General features: G+C 59.3%; 9 protein-coding genes. All 9 read right to left on the reverse strand.

The window, feature by feature from the left end; genetic code table 11:
- Positions 1-16: 16 nt before the first annotated feature.
- The 9 genes from iolD to ACFSKT_RS20045 all read right to left on the reverse strand — a co-directional run bounded on the left by iolD (position 17) and on the right by ACFSKT_RS20045 (position 14,304).
- Entirely contained in the window at positions 17-1,882 is a 1,866-nt protein-coding gene (gene iolD / locus ACFSKT_RS20005) for a 3D-(3,5/4)-trihydroxycyclohexane-1,2-dione acylhydrolase (decyclizing) (RefSeq protein ID WP_377718450.1), read from the reverse strand.
- A 250-nt stretch (positions 1,883-2,132) separates the two neighbouring features.
- Positions 2,133-4,358: a glycoside hydrolase family 88/105 protein gene (locus tag ACFSKT_RS20010; protein ID WP_377718449.1), complete on the reverse strand. Its 2,226-nt coding sequence runs from the start codon at positions 4,356-4,358 to the stop codon at positions 2,133-2,135.
- Positions 4,355-6,118, reverse strand: coding sequence for a hypothetical protein (locus ACFSKT_RS20015; RefSeq protein ID WP_377718448.1), 1,764 nt, complete (start codon positions 6,116-6,118; stop codon positions 4,355-4,357). The genes ACFSKT_RS20010 and ACFSKT_RS20015 overlap by 4 nt, the downstream gene beginning before the upstream one ends.
- Before the next feature lie 6 nt (positions 6,119-6,124).
- On the reverse strand, positions 6,125-6,811 hold the full coding sequence (locus ACFSKT_RS20020; protein WP_377718447.1) for a hypothetical protein: 687 nt from the start codon (positions 6,809-6,811) through the stop codon (positions 6,125-6,127).
- Positions 6,812-6,816: 5 nt separating this feature from the next.
- Entirely contained in the window at positions 6,817-7,767 is a 951-nt protein-coding gene (locus ACFSKT_RS20025) for a sugar phosphate isomerase/epimerase family protein (RefSeq protein ID WP_377718446.1), read from the reverse strand.
- 71 nt (positions 7,768-7,838) lie between these two features.
- Positions 7,839-8,714: a carbohydrate ABC transporter permease gene (locus ACFSKT_RS20030; protein ID WP_377718445.1), complete on the reverse strand. Its 876-nt coding sequence runs from the start codon at positions 8,712-8,714 to the stop codon at positions 7,839-7,841.
- A gap of 45 nt (positions 8,715-8,759) precedes the next feature.
- Positions 8,760-9,668 carry an ABC transporter permease gene (locus ACFSKT_RS20035; protein WP_377718444.1) on the reverse strand — a complete coding sequence of 303 codons (909 nt, stop codon included), beginning with the start codon at positions 9,666-9,668 and terminating at the stop codon, positions 8,760-8,762.
- 89 nt (positions 9,669-9,757) lie between these two features.
- Positions 9,758-11,395: an extracellular solute-binding protein gene (locus tag ACFSKT_RS20040; RefSeq protein WP_377718443.1), complete on the reverse strand. Its 1,638-nt coding sequence runs from the start codon at positions 11,393-11,395 to the stop codon at positions 9,758-9,760.
- 674 nt (positions 11,396-12,069) lie between these two features.
- Entirely contained in the window at positions 12,070-14,304 is a 2,235-nt protein-coding gene (locus tag ACFSKT_RS20045) for a helix-turn-helix domain-containing protein (protein WP_377718442.1), read from the reverse strand.
- Between the last annotated feature and the right edge of the window lie 930 nt (positions 14,305-15,234).

A 15,234-nucleotide genomic window follows, 5' to 3' on the forward strand; every position in this document is an offset into this window, starting at 1 on the left:
CCTCCTCGCTATGTCTTTACAGCTCTCTTGCTTGGCCGATCCGCTCCGCCATCGCGTTGTGCGCGGCTGTCACTTTCGGGCTTTCGGACACCGCCGGCACGTCGACCCGCCACCACGATTCGTAGCCGTCCGTATTCGTGCCGGGCAGTACCTTGATCTCGATCAGCGTCGAGACCGGCTCCTTACGCGCCTGCTCGATTGCCTCGCGAAGCTCCTCAGACGTGCGGACAGTATAGGCGCTGGCGCCCAAGCTGCGCGCATGGGCGGCGAAATCCATCGGCATGTAGTTCCCGGTTAACCGGCCGGTGGCGCGCTCGCGATAACGGAATTCGTTGCCGAAGCCGTCGCTGCCATGTCCGCGCTGCAGGTTATGAATGCATTGAAAGCCGCTGTTGTCGAAGAGCAGCACCGTGATCTTGACGCCCTCCTGCAGGCTCGTGACCAGCTCGGAATGGAGCATCAGGTAGCTGCCGTCGCCGACGACCGCGTAGACGTCCCGGTTCGGCTCCGCAAGCGCCGCGCCGAGAGCGCCGCTTACCTCATAGCCCATGCACGAGAACCCGTACTCCATGTGATACGTCCCCGGCTCGGCCGGACGCCACAGCCGGTGCAGGTCGCCCGGCAGGCTGCCCGCCGCCGCGACGATGACGTCGGACGGCCGAAGCGCTTCGTTGATGACGCCGAGCGCACGCGTCTGGGCCAGCCCCGCTTCATGCTCGCTTGCGTAGAGACGGTCTACCTCGCGATTCCATTCCGCCTTCAACCCGGCCAACTCTCCCTCGCCGTAGCCGCTCGCATAGTTCGCTTCGACCAGCGCGTCGCGGAGGGCGCGAAGCGCTTCCTTCGCATCCGCCGTGACCGCGATGCCGCTCAGCTTCGCGGAGTCGAAAGCGCTGACATTGATGTTGATGAAATGCGCGTCCGGATTGCCGAACGCCGACTTCGACGCCGTCGTGAAGTCCGAATAACGCGTACCGACGCCGATAATGATGTCCGCTTCCTTCGCCAGCTTGTTCGCCGCGAGTGTCCCCGTGACGCCGACGCCGCCCATGTTGAGCGGATGATCCCAAGGCAGCACGCTCTTGCCCGCCTGCGTCTCGGCGACCGGGAGGCCGAAGGCCGTCGCGAACGCAGCCAGTTCCGCCGTCGCATCGCTGTAATGGACGCCGCCGCCTGCGATCAGCAAGGGCTTCCGCTTACCGGCCAGCAGCTCGACCGCGCGCCGGATCGCTTCCCTCGCGGGAGGACGGCGATCCAGCACATGTACGCGCTTCTCGAAGAAGGCGGCCGGATAATCGTACGTCTCCGCTTGCACGTCCTGCGGCAGCGCCAACGTGACGGCACCCGTCTCCGCCGGATCGGTCAGCACGCGCATCGCCTGCAGCGCGGCTGTGATCAGCTGCTCCGGCCGCGTGATCCGGTCCCAATACCGGCTGACCGGGCGGAAGGCATCGACCGCCGATACCGTATAATCGCTCGGCACTTCGAGCTGCTGCAGCACCGGGTCGGGCTGTCGGCAGGCGAAGTTGTCGCCGGGCAGGAGCAGCAGCGGAATCCGGTTCACCGTCGCCGTGCCGGCCGCCGTCACCATGTTCAGCGCGCCGGGTCCGATCGAGGACGTACAGGCATAGATTTGCTTCCGCCCGCTCTGCTTGGCGAACGCCGCCGCTGCATGCGCCATGCCCTGCTCGTTCTTCCCTTGCATGAATTCCAGGCTGCCCGGACTGCGCTCGAGCGCCTCGCCGATGCCCGTCACGTTGCCGTGCCCGAATATGCCCATGACGCCTTTGACGAATTTGATCTCTTCGCCGTCTACCGATACATATTGGTTGTCGAGAAACCTTAACAACGCTTGCGCCATCGACAACTTGATCGTCTTCATCGGATCCCCGCCTTCATAATAGGATTAAGCGCTTAACCTACTGTTAAAAAAAATGCTCTTGCGAGCGAATGTATGCCACTTGGACGAGTTTTATTTTGCAAGCGCTCCCGTGCCTGGAAGCGTAGTCTAGAAGCAGCGGGAGAGTCGGCGGTATCGAGCCGGAACAGCTGAAAGCTCTCTGGAAGAAAGCAGCTTCGGAAGCATTCACCTGCTTGGTCCACACCAACCGGAGGACGCTGGTTTTTCGCCACTAGCCTAAATGTCGCTTGAGCAGATTGATCTCCACGCCGGCGAGCATCATGATGCCGATGCCGTGATTGTCGTTGACGACCGTGCGCAGATCGTACATGTAATAATCCGGCGAGAAGGAGTACCGCGACCCGCTGCACACGCCGTGAACGTTGCCGGAGCGATCGATGGCCTTGCTCGTCAACCCGCGCCATGCCGCAATCGCCGCTTCCGCATATCGCTCATCGCGCTGCAGCCAGCCGAAGCGGACGCCCCGAGCGAAAGCGTAGGCGAACATCGCGGTGCATGACGCTTCCTCGTACGCATCCGGTTCGTTCAGCACCTGTCTCCACAATCCTGAATCACTCTGCAGAGCCGCGACGCCAGCGCACATAGCCCGGAAGAAATCCAGCAACGAGTCGCGATCCGGATGATCCGCCGGCAGATGCTCGAGCAGCTCCGTCAGCGAGAACAGCGCCCAGCCATTGCCGCGGCCCCACGGCACGCGCGTCGCCTGCCCGTATTTGAAGTCGTGCACGTGCGACATGATGCGCTGATCCTCCATAAACAGATACCGCCGGAACAACAAGAACTGCCGCGCTGCTTCATCCATCGCTTCCCGCTTCCCGCTCACGAGCGCATATCGCGTCAGGAACGGCGCGCTCATATAGAGATCGTCCGCCCACATCGTGTTGTCGAAGTATTCACCTTCGCTCAGCCGGAAGAAAGCCCCGTCTTCGCGCCGCTCGAGCTTGTTCAGCATGAAGTCCGCGATCGTGTCCCCGATGCGCGGAAAGTTGTCGTCCCCTCCCTGCAGCTGCGCCTGGAGCATGGCCGAGCCGAACGAGCCGCAGTTGTCCAGCATCCGCATCAGCACGAGCTGGTGGTTGACGCTCGGAAAACCGTACTCGGCGCGGTCCCATAGCGAGTAGTCGTACATGTCCGTGCAGCTGCGAATATGGGACATCGCGTAGTCGGACAGTTCGCCTCGCCCCAGCGCCTTCGCCGCACGCAGCAGGCCGTACATCGTCACGCCGAGCGGATAATCCCATCGCCCGAAGTTGGTCGCCGTCCCAGTCGTCCACTTGTTGCTCAGCATCGCATTCTCGTAGAACGGTCGAAGTCGGGTGTGCGGCGCATCCAGCTCCCAATACGTGCAGCCTGCGGGATTGCCGCCGAGATCAACGGCCGGCAGCAATTCGGACAGCCGGCACATGGCCGAAGGCGCAAGCCCGGCGTCGGCCGCGATCGGTCCGGCATACATCCATGCACCGCCGCAGCCGTGCACGTGCACAGGCTGCTCGAGCGCAACCGGCTTGCCGTTCGCCGACAGGTTCAGCTCGAAGCCCCATCCTTGCGGTCCGCTCAAGACGCGGATCAATAATTGACCGCCGCCCGCTGCGGACGATACGCTATGGCAAAACGCCCCTGCTTCGGCCATCTCCAGCACCAGCTCGCCATCGAGCCATACCGAGGCCGGACCATATACGCGTCCTTCCAGCTCGAGCGCGCGAGCGCCCGTCACGGGAAGACGCGTCCAGCCGTAACCGGCCACCGTCGTCTCCGGCCGGCCATACAGCCGTTCCAAATTCGGGACAACCGCCTCGTCCTCCGTCCAGCTCGCGCGCGGCAGCCAGCTTAAGCCGGTCTCCGCTTCCGGCAGCAGCACGTCCGGCCAAGCGCCCGCGCCGTATCGAGACGTCTTCACCGGCTCGGAATAGACCCAGCCGGCGGCCCCTTCCCTTCCGGCGAACGGCGTCAGCACGTTCAAGATGCGCACCTTCGCCTCATCGGCGCCGAAGCGGCAGCCGAAGCCCGCCGGCGTCCGTCTAGCTTCGATCAGAATCCGGTTCCAGCCTTTGGCGAATACCATCGGAACGACGACTCGCGCGTCTGGCTTCATCTCTTCCACGGCCGACGTGCGGAACAGCAGCTCCTCGTTCAAGTACAGCTTAATCGGGCCGATCGGCTCCAAATTGCAGTCGATCGAACGCTCGTTGTCGCTCCACACCAGACCGTACACATAGGCGTAGTCGCCATGCGCGGCTTGCGGCAAGCGCGAAGCCAGCTCCATCTCGTACAAGCCTTCGGCGTTCTGCAGGATGCCTTGGCGCGAGAAGGCGCGATAGACGAACGGGATCGGCGGGTTGGCGCCGACATACCGGTTAGCCAGCAGCTCTAGAATGCGGAGCTCGTCGTCGCCGAAGGCGTATCTCGCGCCGTCATGCGCGTCCATATAGACCGTCATTGTGCGTTCCCCCTCGTGCCATTCTGCGGTGACAGGCGTATGTCGAACGTCCGGTCGTACGGCGTCAGCACGTTGACGACCAGCGTCTGGCAATCCGACGGGAAGGCGGCGCCGCGAATCGATTTGGCCCGGTGCTCATGCGCGCCGCCGTTTACCTCGATCCAGTCCTCGCCATTGACGAAAGTTACGATGCCGTCCTTCCAGAACTGCGTCCCCGTCTCGGCCGGCGCGCGCTCTCCTCCGCGGATCGTCCCTTCCTTCCCGAATACGAAGGAGATTTGGGTCAGCAGCACGTCCGGCATGTCGCACCGCACGCGCAGCCTCCAGCCTTCCCCAGTCTCGGTCAGCTCGACCTGGACGCGGTGGTGCTGAAGATGGGTCACCTCGCGCAGCTGATGCGGCAGCAGATACCACGGGCTGACCGCGCCCGAAGCCGATTCGGGAAGGCGATCCGCCGCGATCGGACCGTAATAACCCTTGGTCTCCTCGCCGGTCAGCAGGTATCCGTCATCGAGCTGCTCCAGCTCGTTCATCCTGATGAACCCGGGCTCGAACGAGCTGCTCACCTGCACGCCCAACAGCTTCGCCGCCCCATGCCGGAGCGCGAAGAACGAGTTCGTCTCCGTCATGACCGTCACGCTCGTGCCGCCTTCGCGCTGACGCGCGACCGGAGCGCCGAAATCGGGATGTAGACGGCTGTGATAGATGCGTCCACCGTGACCGGCTGACGCCATCCGGCTCAAATAATGCTGCCGATCGAACCCTCTGTTGATGACTACTTTGTACCGCTCCGGCAGGCTCCCGGGCTTCACGGCGGAAACGCGCAGCTTGGGATGGAGCAAATACGGAAGCAAACCATTGTTCGAGATCGCGCCGGGATGGCGGAGCGATTCGCCGCCGAGCTCCGCCAGGGCGGCGAAGAACGGATCTTGATCGCGGTGCGCCATCAGGCTGGCCGCGGGCAAATAGCCGGTCAGATCGAACGCTTGGCCGAAGTCCTGTCGGCCAGAATAATCGGTGACGACTTCCCCGTCCGGATGGACCAGATAGGCCATCATCCGCAGGTTGCGGCGAACCGGCTCCAGCAGCTCGGGCCGGCCCAGCAGCTCGGCGGCATGAAGCAGCATGATGTCGCTTACGCCGTTATAGATGCCGTTGCTGCGCTCCGTCCACTCGCCGTCTTCGGTAATGTCGATCCCTTCCGCCAGCCACGCATCCGCGCGGGCGATCAGCGCGTCGTCGCCCGTCAGCCGGTGCAGGAAAGCAAGCGCCGCGGCCAGCACCCACCGGTGATTCGGCGTATGGCAGCCGCCGGTGAGCAGCGCGGGCGCCGATCGCTCGAGGAACCGGCGGATGTTCGCGCGCGTCTTGGCAAGCGCCGCCCAATCGTGCCGCTCAAGCAGCTCGTGCAGCTGAGCAAGCCCGACGACGGCGAAGGCGGTATCCGGCGGCGAATGCATATTCGTCCAGCCGGGCGAGATCGTCCCGTCCGCGTGCTGGAGGCGAACGATGAAGGCGGAGGCCAGCTCGAGCCTCGCTGCCAAGTCTTCGTCGCGATAATAGCGGGAGTCTTCGTTCACAAGGGCGCAGCCCCAGACCGCCATGACCGTCAGCGTGCCCGTATGGGTCGGCCATGCGATGCCGTTGTCCGGATCGGCGGCTCCGCCGCAGAAGCGGCTTCCGCTGTCCATAATTTGATGGTCGATTCCTGGCGCGACCCAGTCGTCATTGACGGCGACCAGCTTCTCGTAGATTGTCATTCGTCATCATCCTTCCAAGTTCGTGCCATGAAGCGCGCGCCGGATGGTGTCCAGCTCCGCTTCGATTCGCGCCGGTATTTCCTCGAACAGCGTCTCCCACGGGACGAACAGCTCCTTGCGTCTCGCAAGCTCGTACGGGACGAAGTCGAACGTCGGCGTGAACCGATGAAGGGCCTGCTGATACACCCGGACGAGCGCATTCGTATCCTCATCGTGCAGCCTCGGCGCCTTGTACCATGCCGGCAGAGTCAGCCCTCCGGCGCCAGCGCCTTGATCCGTAGCTGTTCTGACATTCGGCAGCAGTTCGAACAGAATCGGCAGCGGAGAGAAGGCGTGCTTGCCCGGCTGCGAATAGAGGCTGACCGTCCGGCCAGCTATATTCGATCGGTCGGGCAGGAGCGCCTTCAAGAATTTGCCGTGAAAGCTGGCCTCCGCGTCGGCGACCTCGCCGTGCTTGTCGACGTACACCCATACATGCTCCAACTCATATAAGTGCTGAATGTCGTAATCCCAATAAATCGCGAATTCGATTACGTAATCGATGGTTCCAGCCGCGAACGAGAAGATGCGCCGAAAGGACGGCGATGGCCCGCCATCCCGCAGGACGGAGACGCCGACCCGCACCGGATAGAACGGCTCCCTGCGATCGAAATACAGCAGCGGCGCGTAAGCGGCCAAATGCTTCAAGTCCATGAGCGTTAGACCTCTCGCGCGGCCAGCTTCGCCAGCAGCCTGTCGTGGCTAATTTCAATGTCCTCCGGCGTACAAGCCGCTTTCAGCTCATATACCTTCACGGGCGCCGCCTCGATAATCGGGAGGAAATGGTCGAAATATTCCATGTCGCCGCTGTGCACGTACGGACACCAGTGGTCTGACAGCCCGACCGTCTCGTGAATATGGACGCCGACCACGTAATCCCGGATCGCTTCCATGTCCCGCGCGTTATCGTACAGCCCCATCCGCTCCATCATCATGCCGTGGCCGAAGTCGTACCATAGCCCGACTCTTGCGCCCTGCAGCCGGTCGAACACCGCGCGAGCCTCGCGCAGCGTCGGCATCTGATAGCAGCGCGACCGCGTCTCGATGCCGATGGCGACCTTCCAGCCTTTCGCGTCAATGCGATCGCAGACCTCCTCCAGACTATCGCCAATCCGCTGCAAATAGCGGTCCGCCAGCGTTTCCCGGCGCTCCAGCATTTCATGCCAGAGCTTGGCGTACGCAGCCGACGACGGTCCTTCCTCGTTGTAAATCTTCTTGAGCGCCTGATCGATGTTATAGTCGAACGGCACTTCGCCCGGGTGAACGACGACCGACTTCGCCCCATAGCGGTAGGCGTATTCCGCCGATTGGATCAGCAGCTCGATCGCCCGCCTGCGCTTCTCCTCGTCGTCGAAGCCGAGCAGGACGGAATCGGTGCCGTAATCGGAGTCCGCCACGTACGGGAACGTGTTGTGCACGCTCGACACCCCGATGTCGCCCCGTTCGATCATCGGCTCGATCGTCGCGAGCAGCTCCGGCGTCACGTTATAATTCAGCTCGACGCGGCGGAAGCCCAGCTCCCGGATTTCCTCGATCATGCCGCTTCCCGTCTGATGGCGTTTGATATTCCAGCAGGTCGAGAACGAATATTCTCCCTTGTCCTTGCCCATGTTGCACTCCTCCATCCGGCGACGCCGGCCAGGCCAACAACAGGTTGGCTGAAGCCGGATGCGTCTTCGCATTACCCTTTGACCGCCCCGAGCATGACGCCGCTGACGAAATACCGCTGCAGCCACGGATACACGATCAAGATCGGCACCGTCGCGAAAATAACGCTCGCCGCTTTGAGACTCTCCGGTTGAAGCATCGTCTGTCCCGTCGCGCCTTCGAGCTGCATCAGCTCGCTGACCATGTTGTTCTGCACCAGCTGATACAGCTTCAACTGAAGCGGATACATCTCCGGGCTTGTAATGTACATGAGCGTATCCTGAAAGCCATTCCAGCGGCCGACGGCGTAGAACAAGCTCAGCGTGGCGATCACCGGCAGCGACAGCGGCACGATGATGCTGATCAAGGTGCGCACGTGCGAGCAGCCGTCCATCTCCGCCGATTCCTCAAGAGAATCCGGAATATTCTGAAAAAACGTGATAAGAATAATCAGGTAGAACGGGCTGATCAGCCCCGGGAGCACGAGCGCCCAGACCGAATCCAGCAAGTTCAGATTGCGCACGAGCATATATTCCGGGATAATGCCGCCGCTGAAGAACATCGTAATGACGATGATGAACATAACCGCCTTGCGGCCCTTCAGCTTCGTCTTCGCCAGCGGATAAGCCGCGGCGATCGTCATCAGCATGCATAGGACGGTGAAGAGCACCGTCAGCATGACCGTGAAGCCGAGCGAACGGATCATCGACATGTCGGAGAATACCTGCTTGTAGGCCGTCCAGTTCAGCTCGACCGGGAGGATGCTGACCTCCCCGGACATGATGGCGCGCGACGAGCTTAGCGATATGGCCAATATGTGAAGAAATGGAGCCAGACATAGCAGCACGAATACGAGAATGGCGATCGTATTGGTTACGTCGAACATTCGGCTGGCCTGTCGATCTCTCATGTCTCAACGCTCCTTTCTCATTGTCGGTAGCCGGTTGGTGATCGGTTATAGAATGCTTTGGTCCGCAAGCTTCTTGGACGTATAGTTGGCGCCGAGCACGAAGACGAGTCCGACGACCGCTTGGAACAAGCCGACGACTGTCGCCAGCGTATACTGGCCGGATTCGATGCCGATGCGGTACACGAAGGTGCTGAGCACGTCCGAATAATCCCGGACGGCGGTGTTGCCGATGACGTACGGACGTTCGAACCCAATCGCGATCATATGGCCTAAGTTGATGATGAGCAGCGTCACGATCGTCGGCTTCAGCGACGGCAGCGTGATGCTCCAGATTTTGCGCAGACGGCCCGCGCCGTCCACTTCGGCCGCTTCGAACAGCTCCTTGTTGATGCCCGTCAGCGCCGCCAAATAAATGATCGTCCCCCAACCGGCGCTCTGCCACACGCCGACGGCCAAGTAGGTGATGAGCCAGTCGCTCTTATCGGTCAGGAACGGAATCGCTTCGAATCCCATCGACGTGATGATGTTGTTGATCATGCCCGATTGCGTGCCGAACACTTGGTAGACGATCCCGCCGATAATGACCCACGAGATGAAATGCGGAATGTACAAAATCGTTTGCGACAGCTTCTTGAACCAAACGATCTTCAGCTCGTACAGCATGATGGCCAGGAATAGCGGCGCCGGGAACGAGACGAGCAGGTCGAGAAAATTGAGCATGAGCGTATTGCGCAGCGTCTTGTAGAAGTCCGCCATGGCGAATACCTCGCGGAACGCATCCAGTCCGATCCATTCGCTGCCGTTAATGCCCTGGAAGAAGTTGAAGTCCTTGAAGGCGATCAGAATGCCGTACATCGGCCCGTATTTGAAAATAATGAAGTAGCTGACCGGCAAAATAAGCAGCGCGTACAATTGCCAATATCTCCGTAGATACACGGCCATGTTCAATGTCATCCACCCCTAGCCGCCTGGCGATCGCGCCCGGAGACGAAGGCGCCTTAAGCATCCGTCGTCTCCGAGCCGCCCGATGCCGGCGTTCGGTATTATTTCATTTCTTCATATGCCTTGGTGCGCTCGTCCAAAATCGCTTGGCCGCCGCTTGCCATATAGTCTTTCATGACCGTTTCGTACGTGCTCTCGAATTGATCCGGCTTCGCCATCGTCGTCTTGACGATCATTTCGTTCAGCTTGTCGCGCAGCGCTGTGCCGTATTTGGCTTGCGCTTCGATCGGACGGTCGAACAAGACCGGCTTGATCGTATCGGATCTCGACACCGAGAGCGCGTTGCGGGTCTCTTCCCGGAATGGCTCCGGCATGTTGAGCACGTAGGCTTCCACGTTCTTCTCCGTATCGCCGAGCTGCTTGCCGTTGGAGATGATCGCCATGTCGCCCCAGTTGTAAATGCGGTTTTTGATCTCGTCGGGTGCATCGGCCTTCGCCATCGGAATGCCGTTCTCGAGCGTGTAGTTCTCGCCTTCCACGCCGTTCTGCATGTGCAGCAGATTATCGCCGGACGCCATCCAATCCAAATATTTGACCGCCGCTTCCGCGTTCTTGCTGCTCTTCGGAATCATGAGGAACAGGCCGACCGGCGCGTATTCCGGCTTCGGATGTTTGCCTTCCGAGTTCGTGTACACGTCGACCGCCGAAATTTTCGCATCCGGAATGTTCTTCTGGAGCGTCGCGTACAGGCCGTCCGCATAGAACGGGTTCATATCGTCTTCGCTGAAGAATCCGACCAGCCCCTTGGCGGCGTCTTCGTTCAGCTTCTTCTTGTCTTCGTCCAAGCTGAAGTCGGCGCTCATGAGCCCTTCGTTATACGCCTTGTTCATGAATTGAAGACCGTCTTTGAAGCCGGGCAGCAGCACCGGATAGTCGTTGGAGCCGAGCTGCTGGGTCAGCGTGTAGCGCTGCTCTTCCGTGACCGGTTGAATAAAGGACCAGAGCAGCGGTTCGAACTGCGCCGGCGCCAGCGCCATGCCGAGCGGAATGACTTTGCCGCCGGTTTGGCCCGGATCTTTCTCTTTGAACGCTTTCAGCGTCGTGTACAGCTCGTCGGTGTTTTTCGGCACCGGCAGTCCGAGTTTATCGAGCCAGTCTTGGCGAATGAACGAAGAGTATTTGCCCAGATGCGCCCGCTTCGCCGGGAAGGCGAACTGCTTGCCTTCATATTTACCGTACGCGAGCGTGTCTTCGCCGAGGAATTGCTTCAGGTTCGGCCCGTGCTGCTCGAGCAGCTCGCCGAGATCCGTCAAGCCGCCTTGCTGCGCGTACCGGTAGAAGGTGCCCGAGTCGTACGTGAATACGATGTCCGGCACGTCGCTGCCGCTGGCCATCAGGACGTTCAGCTTCTGCACTTCTTCCGAACGGGGAACCGGTACGAATTCGACCTTGATGTTGTTCGGCGTGCCGAAGTTATCCTGCACGTATTTCGTTAAATAGTTGTTCGTGATCGTCGAGCCGGCCGGCGAGTTGCCGCGGTCGAACACCTCGACCTTCAAGGTGACTTGTTCGCCTGAAGGCTTGTTGCCGCCTGCGGCCGCGTTCTCGTTGGCCCCTGCGTTTGCGTTCGTGCCTCCGTTATTGCCGTTGCCGCTGCATGCGCTGAGCAGCATGGTACATCCGAGCGTGACCGCTAGTATTTTGCTGGCTTTCATTGTTCTTCTTGCCGCTTTTACCATGGTTCCAACCCCTCTTTCGTCATGTACGCTTCTTCCTGTATTCGGGCATGCGGCCGATCTGTTGAATGATGATTGAACGCGCTTTCAACTGCGGCTGACGCCCCGTGATCGGGAAGTGGCCTCAGTATGACACGGTTCTCTGCACCCGTGCAATAAACCGGTTTCGGCGCTGCAAACCGATTCGCCAAACCCGCGTCGTTGTTGGGTTTTCGCGATCTATATAGATCATTTTCCTAGCGTAAACCGTTTTCGTTTTCGATCAAAATCCTGTAGATAAACCGTAATCGCGAGCTTAACTTCTCTCACCAAACTGTTTTCCTTTCCCGAAAGGATTCCCTCCCCCACCCCTCCTGAGGAGGGGATCCAAGGGCTTCCGCCCTCTGGACACCCGATGGTTCGTATGTGCCTCGCGGCCGGCGTTGATGTGTGCTTTCGAAAGGAGCTCGCTTTTGTCCTTTGGGACAAAGGCTTTCGTTCGAGCTTCGTTCGTTACGGGTTGCCTTGGGGCGGTGACCTCGACGTTGACGATCGCTACCCTGCTTCGTGCCGATCCTCGCTTACGTCCACTGGCGTGGACACGCTTTACGTGGGCTGAAAATTCAATTGCCCCCACCGTCTAATTACTTCTTACGAAATAAAAAATGCGGCTTCCGCCGCATTCGCATTTTTCCCTCCTAAGTTTGCGCGGAGGGGCGCATTTTGAGTCTGCGAAACTCGCCTGGGGTGACGCCCGTCGTGCGTTTGAATACGCGGCCGAAGGTGATGGAATTGGCATAACCGACTTGAAGGGCGATGTTCTGGACCGTTTCGTCCGTGTCGGCGAGCAGACGCTCGGCCTGCTGCATGCGCAGCTGCACGAGGAAATCGACGAATTTCATATCGTACTCGACCTTGAACAGATGGCTCGCGTATTTGCCCGAGATCTGGAACCGGTCGCTGAGATGCTTCAGGGACAGATCCGGATCGGCGAAATTCGCCTGGATGTAAGCCCGCATTTCCGTCATCATCGTTTTGTAGTTCTTCGTCTCGCTCATGGCGACGTAGGCGTCGAAGAGTTCGAGCAAATAATCGAGCAGCAGCTCTTTCATCTCGTTCAGCGAAGACGCTTCTTTCATTTTGGCGGTCAACGCGGCGATGCGCTCGCCTTCGAGCCATTCGTTCAGCGTGTTGGACAAATCCTTCAGCTCGCGGGTTAGCGTCTGGATGAACAGCTGCATCAGCGCGTGAATATCCTCGTCCTTCAGCATGTCCGATGCGAGCTGCCGGAATAAATCCTCGTACGTCTCGCGCCAGCTATCGCTCGTTAGCCGGAACTGCTGCACGCATTCGCTGCACAGCTGCATGTGGTTGAACATCCCGCGCGAATGATTAGGCGGGATATCGCCGCTGTACGTGACCGCGTCGCGCCCGATCGCGAATTGATATTCCATGCCGGACAGCGCATCGCGGTACGATTGTCCGATCCGGCTCCACTCCTCGACGACCGACCCGATGCCCAGCGAGAGCGGCAGACGCAGATGCTCGCCGACCCACTGCCGGGCGACGCTCGCCGTTCGGCGCAGCTGATCCGCCATGGGGATTTCCGGATCGCTCACAGCGAAGACGAACGCAATCCGGTCGGGCGCCGACCATTCCCCCCATCCCTGCAAGCCTTCGCCCAGGGTTAATTCCTGCATGACGTTGCCGAGCGCGAATTTCAACACATTCTGCTCGTTCGCCGTATTCTCGGTCTGAAACTGCTCATACCGGTTCAGTCTGGCGACCATGACGGCATAACGCCCCGCAGCCGGAAGCAGATTCAGCTTACGCATCCGATGGATCGTCTGCTCGCCGCGCTGCCCGCTAATGAGCTCGTTGAACAGCTGTCTGCGCTGCAGCATCGCGCTCTCCCGCTGCTCCTTCTCGTAATCCTGCGACTGGACGATCAAATTCTCGAGCGCGCGGTCGATGATCGTCAGATCGTCCATGCCGACCGCGTTCCCGTCGCTGCCGCGCATCTGGAACGATTGGATCCGGTTCATCATGAGCTGAATCGGTTTGTAGTTGCGACGCGTCACCCAAATAATCGTAATAATGGCGGCTGCGAACGTTAACACGGCGAGAATGACCCATACATAGGACACGACCGATACCCATCCGAGCAAACGTCCGGCCTGGATCCCGCTCTCGAACGTCCAGCCCAGTGAATTCGACGTAATCGTCGTCAGCACGCTGCCCCCGCCGACATCGTCGGGGCTGTCGGCCGCAGGATAAATCCGCTGCTTGGCGGCATCGGTGATATGCATGAACGACACTTGGCGATTCGTCATGCTCCCGATAATTTGCTCGACCGCGTACAGATCGACGTTAATGACCAGAATACCGTCCTTGCCGAACGGCAGCGGCGTCTGCTTGTACATGGAGATAACCCGGACCGGCTCTAACCGGTCGAATTCCCGGTATTCCCGGCTGACCGACCACCCTTGATAATCCCGGTTAGCCTTCGCTTGTCCAACGAAATCCCGGTCGCCGAAATCCGCCAGCTCGGTCTGGGCGTTGGCCGTCAGCACCGAATCGTCGGATTCCCTATATAAATAGATGGATTCGATCAGCTCGCTGTCCTCGACTAAGGTGCGCAGACTGCGAACGACGCTGTATTTATCGTTGGTCGACCTGGAGCCGTCCAAATACGAAGCGTAGCTCAAATTTTTGGAGGCTTCGTTCAGCACGGTGAATTCGACCTCATGAAGCGCGTTCTCGATGCTATCTACCACGTAACCGGTTGTGATATGGTCGGCTTTGGCCGTTTCGGACCGGGATATTTCATTCACCGCGATGAACGACAGGAAGATGATCATCGAGACGGTAAGCACGAGAATTGGAAAATACGAAACGAGCAACCGGAAATACCAGTTATTCAGCTTGAACATGCGCAACCTCCAGACGGAAAGCGACTCATTTTGTAAGCGTTGCCATATTTCGTTATTCATTAGGTTAAGCGGTTAACTTCTGCACTTATTGTAGCATGAGTAAAAGGGATGCGAAACCGTTTTTGAATTGGAGTATCGCGGTTTTTGCGGCCGCTGCCTGCATCCCGGTTGTACACAAAATCACATCCCGTTCGTACCTTTCTCTCGCTGTTCGATCATGAAAGCGACTGCCCCAGCGTGTTTATCCACATGTCCGCGAAGAATTTCGTCCGATCATGTCGAAATTTGTCTATGTTACTCCTTTTTTATATTTATTTGATTGTTTATACCTTGATTAATACTGTTAAGCACGGGCTCACCCCTCGGTGGGAAAGGGTTTGACATGCGAGATGTCCGCACAAACGGAACGAAAAGTACGCATAAAGGGAATGACATGTCCGTAAAAACGGGGCCATATGTCCGGAGCAGCGGAATGCAATGTCCGCATGAACGGAACGTGATGTCCGTATCGACGGGGTGATGTCCGTATAAACGGACTTATACGTCCTGAAAAACGGAACGAAGCTTGCGTAAGGCCCGCAAAGCTTGTTTAATGTCCGCAAAAACGGACTGGAGAGGGTGATGTCCGTACAAAAGGGGCCGCTGCTGCCGTCATATGTCCGCAAAAACGGGACGAATACATCCCCGAAGAGGCCGTATTCTCCTTTAATGTCCGCAAAAACGGAACCAACTGCGCCGCATTCGGCCTGCTTGATGGAGATATGTCCGTAAAAACGGAACCGCACCCGCGGTAAATCGCGCTTATCGTGAACGTATTCGTTGCGATCGGCAGCAGAACCGTCTATTTATTCTTTCGAGAGGATCGCGGCCGTTCGGACGCAGGTCCGGTAGTTCCGTTTTTGCGGACATAACCCCCGTCCATGCGGACAT

The organism is Paenibacillus xanthanilyticus (genome assembly GCF_042682185.1).
Lineage (GTDB): Bacteria > Bacillota > Bacilli > Paenibacillales > Paenibacillaceae > Paenibacillus_Z > Paenibacillus_Z xanthanilyticus.